At 53.9% G+C, this 15,274-nt stretch carries 14 protein-coding genes; 1 reads left to right on the top strand and 13 read right to left on the bottom strand.

Annotated elements, in window-relative coordinates:
- Positions 1-23: 23 nt before the first annotated feature.
- From IEY39_RS26055 to IEY39_RS26020, 8 genes are all read right to left on the bottom strand, one after another.
- Positions 24-1,154, bottom strand: coding sequence for an ABC transporter permease (locus IEY39_RS26055; RefSeq protein WP_188937219.1), 1,131 nt, complete (start codon positions 1,152-1,154; stop codon positions 24-26).
- Complete coding sequence (locus tag IEY39_RS26050) at positions 1,151-2,257, bottom strand: ABC transporter permease (RefSeq protein ID WP_188937218.1); 1,107 nt, start codon at positions 2,255-2,257, stop codon at positions 1,151-1,153. The genes IEY39_RS26055 and IEY39_RS26050 overlap by 4 nt, the downstream gene beginning before the upstream one ends.
- A 14-nt stretch (positions 2,258-2,271) precedes the next feature.
- The gene (locus IEY39_RS26045) at positions 2,272-3,012 is read right to left on the bottom strand and encodes an ABC transporter ATP-binding protein (protein WP_188937216.1); all 741 of its coding nucleotides are present in this window, start codon (positions 3,010-3,012) and stop codon (positions 2,272-2,274) included.
- 2 nt (positions 3,013-3,014) lie between these two features.
- Positions 3,015-3,917 (bottom strand): ABC transporter ATP-binding protein, encoded by a 903-nt coding sequence (locus IEY39_RS26040; RefSeq protein WP_188937215.1) that lies wholly within the window; start codon positions 3,915-3,917, stop codon positions 3,015-3,017.
- Positions 3,918-3,919: 2 nt separating this feature from the next.
- Complete coding sequence (locus IEY39_RS26035) at positions 3,920-4,855, bottom strand: HlyD family secretion protein (RefSeq protein ID WP_188937213.1); 936 nt, start codon at positions 4,853-4,855, stop codon at positions 3,920-3,922.
- 13 nt (positions 4,856-4,868) lie between these two features.
- Positions 4,869-6,161 carry a TolC family protein gene (locus tag IEY39_RS26030; protein WP_188937211.1) on the bottom strand — a complete coding sequence of 431 codons (1,293 nt, stop codon included), beginning with the start codon at positions 6,159-6,161 and terminating at the stop codon, positions 4,869-4,871.
- 63 nt (positions 6,162-6,224) lie between these two features.
- Positions 6,225-6,857 carry a TetR/AcrR family transcriptional regulator gene (locus IEY39_RS26025; RefSeq protein WP_188937209.1) on the bottom strand — a complete coding sequence of 211 codons (633 nt, stop codon included), beginning with the start codon at positions 6,855-6,857 and terminating at the stop codon, positions 6,225-6,227.
- A gap of 80 nt (positions 6,858-6,937) precedes the next feature.
- The gene (locus IEY39_RS26020) at positions 6,938-8,239 is read right to left on the bottom strand and encodes a hypothetical protein (protein ID WP_188937207.1); all 1,302 of its coding nucleotides are present in this window, start codon (positions 8,237-8,239) and stop codon (positions 6,938-6,940) included.
- Between the two features lie 140 nt (positions 8,240-8,379).
- Here IEY39_RS26020 and IEY39_RS26015 point away from each other — a divergent pair, with 140 nt between their 5' ends.
- Positions 8,380-9,579 carry an aspartyl protease family protein gene (locus IEY39_RS26015; protein WP_188937206.1) on the top strand — a complete coding sequence of 400 codons (1,200 nt, stop codon included), beginning with the start codon at positions 8,380-8,382 and terminating at the stop codon, positions 9,577-9,579.
- On the opposite strand, the gene IEY39_RS26010 is transcribed toward IEY39_RS26015, so the two are convergent.
- From IEY39_RS26010 to IEY39_RS25990, 5 genes are all read right to left on the bottom strand, one after another.
- Positions 9,556-10,056: a GNAT family N-acetyltransferase gene (locus tag IEY39_RS26010; RefSeq protein WP_188937205.1), complete on the bottom strand. Its 501-nt coding sequence runs from the start codon at positions 10,054-10,056 to the stop codon at positions 9,556-9,558. The two genes, IEY39_RS26015 and IEY39_RS26010, sit on opposite strands and share 24 nt — an antisense overlap.
- A complete protein-coding gene (locus IEY39_RS26005; RefSeq protein WP_188937204.1) occupies positions 10,049-10,492 on the bottom strand; it encodes a MarR family winged helix-turn-helix transcriptional regulator in 444 nt (147 codons plus the stop codon). The genes IEY39_RS26010 and IEY39_RS26005 overlap by 8 nt, the downstream gene beginning before the upstream one ends.
- Before the next feature lie 67 nt (positions 10,493-10,559).
- Complete coding sequence (locus IEY39_RS26000) at positions 10,560-12,251, bottom strand: GMC oxidoreductase (protein WP_188937203.1); 1,692 nt, start codon at positions 12,249-12,251, stop codon at positions 10,560-10,562.
- Positions 12,241-12,915 (bottom strand): 3-keto-disaccharide hydrolase, encoded by a 675-nt coding sequence (locus IEY39_RS25995; protein WP_188937202.1) that lies wholly within the window; start codon positions 12,913-12,915, stop codon positions 12,241-12,243. Before IEY39_RS25995 ends, IEY39_RS26000 begins: the two co-directional genes overlap by 11 nt.
- 39 nt (positions 12,916-12,954) lie before the next feature.
- Entirely contained in the window at positions 12,955-15,183 is a 2,229-nt protein-coding gene (locus IEY39_RS25990; protein WP_188937201.1) for a TonB-dependent receptor, read from the bottom strand.
- Positions 15,184-15,274: the final 91 nt, after the last annotated feature.

The following is a 15,274-nucleotide window of genomic DNA, read 5'->3' as shown; positions in this document are numbered from 1 at the left end:
CGCTCCTGACCTCCAATGTCAATTTATGATGTTTTCCTATAGTTGAGCACCGCCCACCCGTTGAGCACGATCCCGATGACGGCCAGCGCCCCCAACCAGGGCAGGATATCCGAAAATCCGCTGCCCTTCAGTACGACTGCGCGCATGATCTTGATAAAATGACTCGGCGGGAAGGTCGTTACGATCGCCTGCGCCCAGGCCGGCATGCTGTCGACAGCCGTGAATACCCCACTCATCATGTTAAAGATGTTGATAAAGAAAAAGGACAGCGACATCGCCTGCTGCTGGGTGCCGGAATAGGTGGCGATCAGCAACCCAAGCCCCAGCATGGAGAACAGGTAAACGATCAATGAAACATACAGTACCCACAGGCTGCCCAGGGGGACGATGCCATAGCCGATCCACCCCACCAACAACCCCATGGTGAACAACACGATGCCCAGCACCATAAAGGGGACCATCTTGCCGATGATGAAAATGTGTTTCTTTATCGGCGTCACGTTTATCTGTTCTATCGTTCCACTTTCTTTTTCCTGGACGATATTAAAGGCGGATTGCATGGCCACCATCGCCGTCACCAGCGTCACCAGGATAGCGGGTACCATATAAAGATGATAATTTAAGAAGATGTTGTACCAGTTGGAAGAAGCCACGCTCACCTGCGGAGCCTCTTCGGGTGACCCCGTCGAAGCGCTCCCCACCTGCCATTGCGCCCGCACATTCTCATTGAAGTCGCTGATGATGCTGTTGAGATAGGCCCCTCCGAGGTTGGCCTTTGTCCCTTCTATCGCATTGATCGCGACATACACCTGCTTCTTGTCCTCCCGCACCAGGTCGCTTTCGAAATGCGCGGGAATCTGCAAGGCAAGATCAGCCTTGTCCGCTTCGACCATCCCCAGCGCGTCATGATAGGAGGCCGTATATCCCTGCAACTTGAAATAACCCGAAGAAACGATCTTCTCGATGAGCCGCAGCGACGTCGTGGAATGGTCGTTGTCCGCCACGGCAATCCCGATATTCTTGACGGTATAATCGGCAGCCAGCGGAAGAATGATCAGTTGGATCAATGGCGCCAGCAGTAAGGTTCTTAGCAACTGCCTGTTACGCAGCAGTTGGCGAAACTCTTTTTCTAATAAGAAGCCGAGAGTTTTCATTGCAATCTGATTTTAAATTGTCTAAGACTAATAGTAAACAACAGCACGCACATCCCCGTCAGGATCAGCATCTCGCGCCAGACAGACTCAAACCCCAATCCCTTCAGCATCACTCGCTTGATGATGATAAAATACCAGCGGGACGGCACCAGGTTGGACAGCACCTGCAGGGCCACCGGCATATTCTCTATCGGGAACAGGAAGCCGGTGAGCAGCATCGTCGGCAGCATCATCCCCATCAGCGAACCCATCATCGCCGCCTGCTGCGTCTTCGCGCTGATGGACAACAACAACCCGATGGATAGCGAGGTCATGATAAAGAGCACGGTTCCCGTCACCAGCAGGAGCAGGCTCCCTTTCACCGGCAGATCGAGAAAGATATCGCTTAGCACCAGGATGATAATAAGATTCACCACCGAGATCAGCAGGTTGGGTGCTAACTTGGAGATAATAATGTAGATGGGTTTGAAGGGGGACACAAGTAAGATCTCCATTGTGCCCAATTCCTTTTCTCTTACTATCGCCACCGAGGTCATCATCGTACACACCAGCATCAGCACCAGCGCCATCACCCCTGGCACGAAATTGGGCGCCCCCCGCAGCTCGGGGTTATACATCATCTGCACCTCCGGCTCGATCTGCATCGGCTGACTCGCGTCCTGCGCCAGGTCGCTGTTGAAATCGTTGACGATGTTGGTGAGATAGTTCGTAATGGTCGTTGCCTGGTTGGGGTCTGACGCGTCGGCGATCACCTGCATCGTGGCCTTGCCCGTGTGGATGAGGTCGTCCCCAAAGCCGGCCGGGAAGATCACCGCCATCTTGATATTCCCTTTTTTAAAGGCGGCATTGAGCTCTTCCGCGCCCGCCAGGCTGCGCTGGATGTTGAAATAGGGACTGCCCGAGATCTTGGAAATAAGCTTTGTGGTCACGGCATCCTTGGAATAGTCCACCACGGCGATGTGGGAATTCTTTATCTCGTTGGACAAGGCAAAGCCAAAGAGCACGATCTGCGCGATGGGCAGGCCGAACAGCATCAGCAACGTCTTGCGGTCGCGGAAGACATGCAGGAATTCTTTGCGGATAAATGTGATTAATTGTCGCATAACGGTACAATTTTTTAGTCGCCCTTTCTTTTTGCCTTGCGGGCTAATTCATAAAAAACATCTTCCATCGAGCCGCTGCCAAACTGCCCTTTCAACCTAACCGGGCTGTCCAGCGCTGCGATGACCCCATCCACCATGATCGACACCCGGTTGCAGTACTCGGCTTCGTCCATGTAGTGGGTCGTTACAAAGACGGTGACCCCTTTGTCTGAGGCCGCATAGATGAGATCCCAAAACTGTCGCCGGGTCACCGGGTCGACCCCGCCCGTGGGCTCGTCGAGGAAGACGATCTCGGGTTCATGTACGATGGATACCGAGAAGGACAGTTTTTGCTTCCAGCCCAGCGGAAGCTCCCGCACCAGCGTCTTTGCCTCTTTCTGCAACTGCAGCTCTTCCAGCAATTGCGTCGTTTTCGCCCGGATGGCCGGACCGCTCATGCCATAGATGCCGGCATAGAAACGGATGTTCTCGGCTACAGTGAGATCGTCATAAAGGGAGAATTTCTGGCTCATATAGCCAATGCTGTTCTTGATCCTCTCCGTTTGGGTATAAACATCAAAGCCTGCGATCGTTGCTTTTCCCGACGATGGCGCCAGCAGTCCGCAAAGCATCCGCATCGCCGTCGTCTTCCCCGCTCCGTTGGCGCCGAGAAAGCCGAAGATCTCCCCCTTGGCGACATCGAAGGTCAGCTCGTTGGCCGCGATAAACGACCCGAAGCGTTTGGTCAGCCGATCGGTATGGATAACCGTTTCCATGTTTAGTTCTTTAAAAGATGAATAAAACAATCTTCGATGCCGGGAGTGATCTTCTCCATCGTGGCATCGTCCAGCCCTCTGGTCTTCAGATGGGCCAGTAACCCGTCGGCGACACCGCTGCGGAAGGTCACATGCAGGGCGTCTCCAAAAGCAAAGCAGGTCTCCGTCCCTTCATATGCCCGCGCCTCCCGCAGCAACAGATGGGTATTGGCTGCTTGCACAGCATACAGATCGCCGGGGAAAGACTGCACGATATCCGCCGGGTTATCGACAGACAGGATCGTTCCCTTCTGGATCAATGCTATGCGGTCGCAAAGCTTTGCCTCGTCCATATAGGGAGTGGATACTAAAATAGTTATCCCCTCCGCTTTCAGCCGTGCAAGCATCTCCCAGAATTCTTTGCGGGAAACAACGTCCACGCCGGTGGTAGGTTCATCGAGAAAAAGGACCGCGGGCTTATGAATCAGCGCGCAACATAAAGCCAACTTTTGTTTCATGCCTCCCGATAGTTTTCCTGCCCTGCGGTCCTTGAAAGGTTCTATCTGTTGATAGATATCTTTGATCAATGCATAATTCTCTTTGATGGTGGTACCGAACACGGTTGCGAAGAAATGCAGGTTCTCTTCGATGGTGAGATCCTGGTAGAGGCTAAACCGGCCCGGCATATAGCCCACGCTGTTTCTGATCTTCGTATAATCCTTTACGACATCGAAGCCGTTGACCATCGCCCTGCCCTTGTCTGCCAGCAGCAGCGTGGTCAGGATGCGAAAGAGGGTCGTTTTTCCGGCGCCGTCGGGACCGATGAGCCCAAATAGCTCCCCTGGCTTTACTTCAAAGGAAATATCCTTGACGGCCAGAACAGTGCCCTTATTATATGTCTTGGTAATATTGTCGAGGGTGATCATGGCTAGAATTTTACTTCTCCGTACATCCCTAATTTTAAATAACCGTCATTCTTTACGCGGATCTTCACCGCATAGACCAGGTTGGCGCGTTCGTCGCGGGTCTGGATGGTCTTTGGAGTGAACTCCGACTTGTCGGAAATGAAGTACACTGTGCCCGTATATTCCCGGTATTGGTCCGTCCCTTCGTCCGAATAGACCTTGCAGGTCTGTCCCAGTTTTACTTTAGTCAGGTCGGAGCCCGTAACATAGGCCCTAAGCGTAACCGTATCCAGGTTGGCGATCTTATACAAGGCCTTTCCCGTGGTCGTCATCTCGCCCTGCAGCGCATACTTGGTAAGTACCGTACCGCGGAGGGGGTTGACGATCCTGCCCTTGTCGATATTGTCCTGCACCTGCTTTGCGGACATTTCCAGCGGCGCCTGTTCACTGTAAATCGTGCGGTTCTGGGTTTCGATGTTGGAGTCGTCCAGTGCTATCTGCTGCTTGGACACCGCTATTTGCTTCTGCAGCTGATCGATGGCCGAATTGATATCATCCAGCTGTTTTTGCGTCGCGGCATCGGCCTTTAGCAGGTTCTCCGTCCGGGTTTTTTCCCGCAATTGCTGCTCCAATTGGGATTCCTGCACTATCAGTTGCCGTTTTACCAGTTCGATCTGTGGTTTTGGATTCGTGGTCTTCTGCCGCAGAGCCGCTATCGTCGCCTGTATCTGCTGTTTCTGAATAATGGTGTTAGACATATCTATCTGCCCGATGACGGCATACTTTGCCAGCGTATCGCCTTCCTGGATGGGGAAGGAGAGTATCTTCCCGTTCTGCTCGGCCGAAACGATCACCTCGTCCGATTCAAAGACCCCCGAGGCGTCCGTCACTATCTTGTGTCCGTTGCAACCCGCCGCAACCAGGGCAAGACCAGCGGCGAGAATAAATAGCTTTTTCATTGTTGTTGTTTTATCAATTACCAGATGTTGTTTTATAGTTGTATTGGGTCATAAGCAATTGCATCTCATGTACGGCCCTGTCCTGCCGGGCCTGGGCCGTCGCGTTGACGTCGAGGACATAGTCGTTGGCGCTGATCACCCCGTTCTCCAGTTGCACGGCCGAGGTCTTGCCAACGGACTCGCGCAGCCGGACGATCTCGTCGTCGCTCTTGATAAGCGCCCGGTATTTCCGGATGTCAGCATTATCCTGCCGCATGGTCAGGTTGGTATTGAACAGGAAAGTATTGCGTTGCGCCCGCACCATTTCCTCGTTGTTGTGGCTGATCAGCCGGTCTTTCTTATAAGTATAGCTTCCACCAATGGTCCAGGTGAGCCGCAGTCCTGTTAGGTAATAGCTGCTCAGCGAAGTGGAGAGAAGATTCATCGGGTTGGGTTGGCCGACACCACCCTGGAAGAAGGCGCTCACCTGCGGAAACAGGTTGAGCCGGGTGAGCCGCAGATTTTCGGTGTACGACTGCAGCTGCAGATCGTAGGCCTTCAGCTCAGGCCGGTTGATCGAATCGGTAACAGCTGGCTCTTCGGGCCGCACCAACGCTGTCGTGCTGTCCACCGGCCTATTGATAAACAGGCTCAGCATATCCGTATAGGCGGAGCGCGATGCACTCAGTTCGACGCTGTGCTGTTCGGTCGTCAGCAGTTCGGCCTTGAGCTTGTTGAGACTGCTGACGAAATCCGTACCGTTGCGGATAGCCGCTTCTACTTTGGCGATGCCCGTGCGGATGTCCTGGGCCGCCAGTTCGTTCTGCTGCAACTGGTCATCGATGAGTAAGGCCCCGAAATAGAGTTGGTTGATCCGGTCTTTCAGCGCATACAGATCGGTAGACAGGTTGGCTTCCTGCAGGTCTGCATCGGTGCTGCTGATGATCCGGCGTTGTTTGTTGATACCGAAGTCGGTGAGGGTCTGCGATATTTCGCCATAGAGTTTGTACTGATCCTTGGGAACGGTGGGGATGCTGAGATTATACCCGGGTATTTTCGGCAGGGTCACCTGCGTCACAGCGGACTGGTAGGTCGCCTGCCCGTTGACGGACAACTGCGGGTAGATGCCCTTGGCGATATTAGAGATATTATAATCCCGCGTCTTTGCGATAAGGTCCCGCTGGCGGGTCAGCGGATAAGCGGCTTCCCCCAATTGATAACAGGCCGCAAGTGTCAGCCGGTCGGCCTTCTGGGCTCGGGCGCCGCCTGGCGCTCCCAGCAGCAGCGCCGTGGATAAAGCCAGTAAGGTGGTCATTGTCTTGATCATAAGAATTATAATTTTGTTTTAATCATTTGATTAACACGAGTCCAAAAAAAAGGCGCGGTTCGCCTATTTTCCCGGGGGTTTCATCATCATCCTGATCCACATCGGCACCAGGGTCCTGCGTTCTTGCATAAAGGCAGCGAACTGCTCATCCGTTGTTTGCGTCGTCCGCTGCAGGATCGGCCTGGCTATAAAGGGAAAGATCGTCAGCCCTATCAGGTTAGCCACGAAGTGGAATGGCTCGAGCGCTGTCTTGCCCTCCCTGTTCGATTCCTGCAATTCCTTAAAGAGCTGCGTCCGGGCCGGCATAAATTCCTGGTTGATCCTCGCTGCTATCGCGGAAGGATTGCCTTGTAGCTCGCTAAGGACGAAAAGCGGCAGATCTGGGTTCTTGCTGATAAAATCGATGTAGGTTCCCACCATTTTCGCAATCTTGTCTTCCATTGTCAGCTGCTCATCCCGGAAATGGCCGGTCATCAGGCCCATCAACCCCCGGAAATTCTCTATCATGATGATGTCGAACAATTTCTGTTTGCTGCGGAAATAATAATTCAGCAATGCAAGGTTGATGCCCGCCTCATCGGCTATGTCCCTCGTTCTGGTGGCCGCAAACCCTTTTTGCGTAAACAGCTTGCGGGCTGCTTCCTTTATCCGTTCTTCCGTCGATGCTTCCTTTGCCTTGATCTTCGTTTTCGACATGACACAAAGCTAGGGCGGATTTTTGATTTAAGCAAACATTTTAATCAAATGATTAAAAAAATATTTTAAAACATTGCTTATCATTGAAAATCATCCTTATACGATACTTTCCCGTTGCTCAGCGAAACGTAATCCACCGTTCCCGTCCCCTGAAACCGGTAGAGGATACCGATGATCTTGCTCCGGAGGATATGGCGTGGCACGGTATAGGCAAGCCGGTCGTTGATCATGATCTTCGCCTTCCCGCTGTCCGACTCGATGCGCAGCTTTACATCATTATTGAAATCCACTCCAAGCCCTGACAGGTCTTCCCGCTTCCCGCTGGTATAGAAATAGGTGAAAAAAAGGTCTACCGTGGAGACACACCCCTTGGCGGCCAACGGCACCCAGATGGCCGTCCCTTCGCATAACAGATAGATGCGCGACAGTTGGCAAACCGCCGACCCCTCGGCATAGTCGTTCTTTACCCTGGTCTCAAAGACAAAATGGTCGGAATAGATTTCGCCGAAATCCCGCACGTTCGCAAACATCACCGTTGGCGGCGAGGGTTGGAGCTGGATGTTCTTTGCCTTTATCTGGTCGACCGATAAGCTCATCTTTCCATCTGCGATCGCCTCTTCCTTTTTGAAATACACCGGTACGGGGTCCTGTTCAACGAGAGGCAACCAGCCATCTGTCTTGATGAGCAGGCTATGGGTCTTCACTACATGCCCCTGCACTTGCAGCGTGGCATGATAAAAATCCGGGTAGTAATAAACAGAAGTATACTGATGGCCGTTGCGGGGCACCTTCACCCGCCGCGTCGAGTCCCAGGATTGTTGGATGACGACAGAGTCATCCGGGCTCCGGCTGGCGTCATAGTCAAAGATGACGGAGTTGGGCAACCCGGAGGTCACCGTTTTCTTACTGCTGAAAGCATAGTCCCTGGCCTGTGGCGGGGGCTGTTGCCCCTTTAGAAAGACCAGGACAAGCAAGATCACCGCCAGCGGCGCCACCAGCCAGGTAGCCTTTCGCCACCGGCGCGGCCGCTCGACTTTTTGTTCCGGCGTGGGTGGAACCACTTGCTCCGTCACCGGCTCCACCGGCGCAGGCGCCGCCCCGTTCGACCCATTCCCAAACTTTACGCTAAAATCCCGCCAGTTATCAAACCCCAGGAATAGAACCAGGGTGTTTAGCGTATGGGTATTGGGCAGGCTGTCGTACTTCACCTTCCCCCAGATGCGTTTTAAAGTGACATGGCTGATCGTGACATCGGTCTCCTCCCGGATCAGCTCGCTTAGTTGAAGAAAATCCTGGTTACCCCATTTCTCGCTATCTCCCCAGCCGGTTTTTTCCTCATATAGCTTTTTTACCTGCCGGATCAGGCTTTCATCGGTTGACATAGCGTGTTACTTAGGTGTGTAAATATAGTCGAGTTGGGGCGCCCGCCTGGAGTTGTACCAACTTGTACCAACATGTTCCGGGCATGATTCGCTTTTTCCCGACGCTTGACTCAATTTAGTATAAGCAATTTAACACATTTATGTGGCGCCACCTCCTTCTGCTTTGCCTTATTAGCGTCTCCACCCTGCGGCCGGTGCACGCCCAGAGCAGTGAACTACTTCCGGCCGACCGCTACCTGACCAGCATCTCCTTCCGTGTCCTCAATGGCGGCATCATCCTTGGCAAGGTGCGCCTCGATCCCTTCCCCGACTCGCTCAATTTTATCTTCGACACTGGCTGCGGCGGGGCCTCCCTCGACTCGACCACCGCTGCCCGCTTCAAACTGGCGCCCCGGGAGAGTGCCCATTTCGTCCGCGGCATCGCCGGCAAAATGCCCCAGCGGCTGCTTGATAGCTCCCGGCTTTGCATCGGGTCGCTCACCCTGGACAGCCTGAAGCTGCAGGTGAATGATTATGACATCCTCAGCAGTATCTATGGGGAAAAGATCGATGGGATCATCGGTTACAGTTTCTTCTCGCGCTATCTTGTCTGGGTGGACTATGACAACAACAGTATGGACATCTATACCAAGGGACCCATCCGGTACCCGGTAGGCGGCTTTTTGCTTCGCCCCCGGCTTTTTGGCCTGCCGATGCTGGAGGGCCACCTGACCGATGCGCGCAATATCAATTCGCGATTTTATTTTGACACCGGCGCGGGCCTTTGCCTGCTTTTTTCCTCCAATTTCACCTCGGATAGCGCCGTGTTCAGTCCCAAACGCAAAAAACCCGTACTCAGCCAGGGTGCCGGTCTTGGTGGTAAAATGGCTATGCAGCTCACAACCCTCCGCACCTTTTCCCTCGGCCCTTTCCACTTCCGGCAGATACCAACCTATATCTTTGATGATGAATATGACGTCACCAGCTATCCCCAATTGGGCGGGTTGATCGGTAACGACCTGCTGCGCCGCTTCAACCTCATCATCAATTATCCCCGTAGTGAGATCTATATCCTTCCCAATGCTTCTTACAACCAGCCCTTTGATTACAGCTACAGTGGGGTCTTTATTGCCCTCATCGACGGAAAAGTGATAGTCACCGATGTCATGCCCGGTTCTCCGGCCGAAAAGGCCGGGCTAAAGGAAGGCGATATCATCCTGGAGATAAATGGGGACAAACAGCAGAATGTCCAGGTCTATCAGTCCCTGCTGCGCACCATCGGGCCCAGAATAAAGGTCCTCGTCCGGCATAATACGGGTGAGGAGGCGATGGTATCATTAAAGGTGAGTAGTATTCTTTAGTTCCAGGTCGTATCGCCTTTCTATCAGCACCTTGTTAAAGGCTGCCGACTCCTTTTCTTCGGTGAGCCGGAACCCATGTCGCTCGTAGAGGGCGGCAGCGGTCTCCAGCTCATTTGTCGTCCATAGATAGGCCTTATTGTATCCGCAGGCTCGCAGCCAATCCATAAAAAGCTGCATCAGCCGCTTTCCAAGGCCACTACCCCGGTATTCCGGTAACAGGATAAAGTAGCGCAGCTGCGCGACTTTATCCCGGTGCATCCCCAGCAGGAAGCCGATCATCCGACCCTGGTGCTCACAGACCCATACGCGATCTTTCGCCGGGTCATAACGGAGGGCGAATTCCCCAAGCCCCTCCAGCACATAACCCTCGAAGCCCAGGCCATAGCCGTATTCCTGCGTATATACCTGTCCGTGCAGATGAGCGACGAGGCCCAAGTCACCCGGCAGCAATTCGGTGCGTATGATGATCTCATTCATAGTTATCGGGTTTTACGTTTAGCAATTGCATCACAGCCTTCATGTGTCCAACCAGCTCTTCCCGTTGCGCCTCACTCAATGGCTCGAGGATGCGACCGATCTGCTCATCCGAGGCGCTGTTCAGCATCCCAAATTCCCGCTGCCCCTTTTCTGTAAGCGAAAGCAGAAAAGCCCGGCCATCCCCGGGCGACTTCTTTTTGGAAACGATCTTTTCTTTCTCCAGCTTCTTGAGCAGGCGGCTAAGGTAGCTTTTGTCGATGTGCATCATCTCGATGAGCTGCGAAGCCTGGATGTGGCGTGCTGCGTGTATCTCGTAGATCAACCGGGCCTCGGCCAGCGACCAGGCGCTGTCGAGCAGGTGCTGATCGAGCAGCCCGATGACGTCCGTATACCACCGGGTGAAGGCGCGTATCTCCTGGATCGGTCTTTTTTTCATGATCCAAAGCTACGACATTTAGTTGACAAAGTCAACTATTTTTTCCGAGGCGCTTTCCAGCCGGCCGTCACAGGTTGCCTTTTTTCATCTCAGCAACGGCATAATTCGCCGCACGCGCGGTCAGCGCCATATAGAGGATGGAGGGACTCTGGTTGCCGGTGCTCGTCATACAGGCCCCATCGGTGACGAACACATTCTTACACCCATGTAGTTGATTGTGTCCATTCAGCAGCGAGGTCTTCGGGTCTTTCCCCATGCGGCAGCCGCCCATCTCGTGGATGTCCCGGCCCGGCGCCCAATGATTGTCGTGTTGTGTAATATTCTTAACCCCGATGCGATCGAGCATCTCCGCACTTTGAGTAAGGAAATCCTTTAACAGTCGCTCATCATTGTCATCATAATCCACCTTCGTCACCAGCAGTGGGATACCCCATTGATCCTTTTCGGTGGGATGCAGGCTCACGGTATTTGTTTCCTTGGGGATGGTCTCGCCCTGCATATACATATACATACCCCAGCCGCCCGGCAGGCTGCACGCCTCTTTGAACGCCGCGCCGATCTGTTCCGGTAAAGCGCTTCCGTCATCGGTGCTGCGATACGACCCCATAAAGGCCATATAACCACCGACGAAATCGGTATCTTGTTTCTTCAGATTGCGGAAGTTGGCCATCATACATTCCGATGGCCGGCGGCCGTAATAGTATTTATCCCGGAAGCCGTCGACCGTCCCGCCGAGACTCCCACGATAGTTTTGAAAAGCGACATACTTGCCCAGTAGTCCGTTGTCATTCCCCAGCCCGTTGGGCCAGCGCCGGGACGTCGAATGAAGCAGCACCAGGTTGCTGTTCAGCGCCGCGGCGTTGACAAAGATGATACGGGCGAAATATTCGATGGCCGCATGGGTATTGGTGTCGATGATCCGCACCCCCGTGGCCTTGCCTTTTTGCTCGTCATAAATAATGGAATGTACCACGGAGAAAGGCCGGATGGTGAGGTTGCCCGTCTTCTCCGCCCAGGGGAGGGTAGAGGAGTTCGAGCTGAAATAGGCGCCAAAGGGACAGCCCCGCATACACAGATCGCGCGCCTGGCATTGTGCGCGGCCCTGTTGCAGGTGAATGGGTTCCGGCCGGGTCAGCTGCGCCCAGCGGCCGGCGATCATATACCTGTCCGGGTAGGACTTCCTTATCTCCTGCTGTAAATGCTTCTCTACACAGTTCAGCTCGAACGCCGGCAGATAGTCCCCGTCCGGCATCGCCTCCAGGCCGTCGCGGTTGCCACAGATGCCGGAGAAGCTTTCGACATGCGAATACCAGGGTGCAATCTCCTCATAGGTGATGGGCCATTCGATGCCGTATCCAAAACGCGCCGGGTTGGTAAACTCATAAGGACTCCACCGCGGGCAGGCCCGCCCCCAGATGAGCGATTTCCCGCCCACCTGGTAACCCCTGATCCAATCGAAGGGTTTCTCCTGCACATAGGGATGGTCTTTGTCGCGGATGAAGAAATGCGCCGTGTCCTCGCCAAAACCCGCTGCCGTGGTGATCAGCGGGTTCTCCTCGACAAACTTTCGCGGCATCTCCTTACGATGCGGAAATTCCCAGGGCGCCATCAGCGCGGTAGGGTAGTCCTTGTTGTGCACGACATTGCGGCCCCTTTCGAGCACAAGGGTCTTCAGCCCCTGCTCGCACAATTCCTTGGCTGCCCATCCGCCGCTGATGCCGCTGCCGATGACGATGGCGTCGTAGGTATTATTTGGCATAGCGTACGCTGATTTCTTTGAAATAAACGATATCGTTGCTGCTGTGATTCTGGATGCCGAAATACCCGACGTCGGGTCGCCGCCCGCGCTGGGGTTCGAAATCGAATTTCCGTTCGGGCACCGGATCTCCCTCGCGGTAGTCTGTCACCTTTATCCCGTTGACGAGGACGATGGTACGCGGTCCGTCCAGGGTGATATCCATCGTATTCCACTGTGGTCCCGGTTTCCCCGGCTTGGCCAGGGGTTTTGTCAGCGAGTATAGTGTTCCGGTGATATGATAATCATCCTCCTTCGATCGTTCGGGATGATTGTCGATCTGAACTTCGTAGCCATAATGGACGGGCATCCATTCCTCCCGTGGTTCGAGGGGAATGCGGATAAAAACACCCGAATTGTCGTTCTCGTCCTTCATCCGGTAGACGACATGAAAGGTGCAGTTGCCAAAGGTCGACCCGGTGTAATACAGCAGTCCCATCCCGCCGACGCCGTGGAGCAGCCCGCCTTCGACGACCATGCTGCCCGGCCCGACATGCTTCCAGCCGTCGAGGTTTTTGCCGTTGAAAAGTAGTTTGGTATGTTGCGCCGGCGCAGGCGCAAACGCAAGGATCGGCGCCACCCCCATCAGCAGGGCCACGCCGATCCCGCAGAGTGTAGTATAGTTCATATAGCAGGCTTGTACTACCCCCAAGGTAAGAAAAAGCCATCAAAAGAATACCGCCACCTTCACCTTCGCGAAAAAAGGCATCCCCGGCGTAAAGCTGAGGTCATCGACAGGCGCCGGCTCCTGCCGAAGCTGCGAGTTGATCTCATACTGCGCGTCCTGCCATTTTGTATTCAACACGTTCTGTATCTCCAGCCCCACTTCATATCTTTTCCTGGTATAGGCGGCCGACACATCGGTGAGGAAATACCCTTTGGCAACGATCGAATTGTCCGGATTAGCGGGCCGGTTTGACATGTATCTATAGCTTATCCCGCCGTTGAGCCCGCCGGGCAGCTTAAAGAACAATCCGCCTGCACTGGATAAGGGCACTGACAAGGGCAGGTAGTTCTGCCCCTTGGCAGCCTCTATATCTCTGGCATTACTGATATTGATGTCGAAGTTGGCAAACAGCCATGAAGAGAATTGATAGCGGGCCGAAAGATCGATCCCCTGTCTCCTGGTCTTACCACCCGGGTTGAAGGTCCCGTCATCGGCACTATAGACGAATTCCTGCTGCAGATAGAGATACCAGACGGCGGCATTGACGAACAGCTGTGGCAACGGCTTCCAGTTGATACCAAGGTCGGCGCCATAGGCGGAAGGAAGGACGTCGATGCCCTGGTTGCCCACTACAACTTTGGCGTCATTGGAATGGAAACCCTTACCCGTCTTGACGTACACCTGCATCCTGTCATTCAACGTGTAGGCGATATTCAGCTTGGGGCTCACCACCGTCTTGCCCCTGGATGGCTGCTGTGGATTCAGCTTATCCCGGAAGTCGAAATAAAGATAGTCCAGCCGCGCGCCGGCATTGAAAAGCCAGTTGCCCACCCGGTAATTCTCGTCGAGATAGCCGTTGAGCGCCATTTCCCGGACATCCCCGTATTGAAGGTAATCGAGTACGTAATTATAGTTTTTGGTATGGCTCAGCTCGCTGCCATAGATGTTGTTCAACTGCCAGCCCAGTCCGAAAGCGGAGGTCAGCTCTTTATTGGCCGTGAAATAAGCATGATGCGTCAATCGCCCGTTATAGCCATACAAGTCTCTCGTCTCCCGTTGCCGCAGCTGATCGCCATTGATGCTGTCATTGGCGAAAAAGGTCTGATCATAATGTTCGTTGAAGAAATACCGCGAATAATAGGCCTGATGTTCCATCAGCAGTTTGTCTGAAAGGGTAGTGGTCAATCGCGCTATGGCCGTGGTACGGCTGGTGTAGCCACCCTGTGCGCTGTCGATCGCCCCCCAGCGGCTGATCAGTCCTTCGTCTACTGCCCGTTGGGGTATCTCCCCGGAAGACCGCCAGTTGCTGCTGAAGGTGGAAAGCGTTACTTTCAACCGGGTCCGGCTGGAAAGCGCGACATTGTATTTGCCGAACAGGTTGCCGCGGCTGAAGTTTTGGGGATGATCGTAAGGCCCATCCGTATAATTCACTTCTCCTGCGATATAAGCGCTTTCTCCCCGCTGTTTTGCCCTATCGCTTAGCAGGTTCACCATGGCAAATACTCTCCCGGTATTGAACATCCCACCCTCTATCTTCACCTCACTCTTATCCAGCACATCCCGGGTGCGGAATGAAACATAGCCCGCCGTCGTAAAGTCGCCATGATCGGTATAATACGGCCCTTTGCCATACTCATAGCTGGTCACCAGTTCGGGGATCAGGAAGTGAAGGTCGGAAAAGCCCTGCCCATGTGCGTGGGAGGGCAGGTTCACCGGCATATCATCTACTGCGACGCTGACGTCCGTGCCGTGGTCGGCATCGAATCCGCGCATAAAGATATGTTCTGCCAGGCCGCCACCCTGGTGTTGCATCAGGAAAAGCCCGGGCACCAGTCGCAGGAGGTCCTGAGCGGAATTCAAAGGGCGGAGCCGGAGGTCGATGCCGCTGATCGTGTGGAAAGAGGCATTATTGGACACCGGCACAATCGTCACCGCTTTCAAGTCCACCGCTCCCTGGTCGAGGGCGACAAGCAGGTTTCCCGAGCGCGGAACGGCCACCGTTTGCGCGCGATAACCGATATAAGTAATTTGCAGGCTGTCGGTAGGCGACGCTATGGTTAGTTCGAAGTTCCCAAGACGGTCTGAAACAGTATTTGTTTTCTCATAGGTGATCACGGCATCTTCCAAGGGCTGGTCAGTTTGCCGGTCGACGATCCTGCCTTTAACAAGGGTTTGCGCGAACAGCAGCTTGCAGCTCAGCAATAACCCAAGGGTCAATATCTTTCGCATATTTTGGTTATCTCATGAATAAATAATAGGCATACTTTTCCCTTGCTTCGTTGGTGCAATGGAAGAATAGGTACTACAAAACATCAGTAAG

The organism is Puia dinghuensis (genome assembly GCF_014642875.1).
Classification (GTDB): domain Bacteria; phylum Bacteroidota; class Bacteroidia; order Chitinophagales; family Chitinophagaceae; genus Puia; species Puia dinghuensis.
The sequence above is the reverse complement of the archived record's forward strand: the minus strand, read 5'-3'. Positions and strand labels throughout refer to the sequence as shown.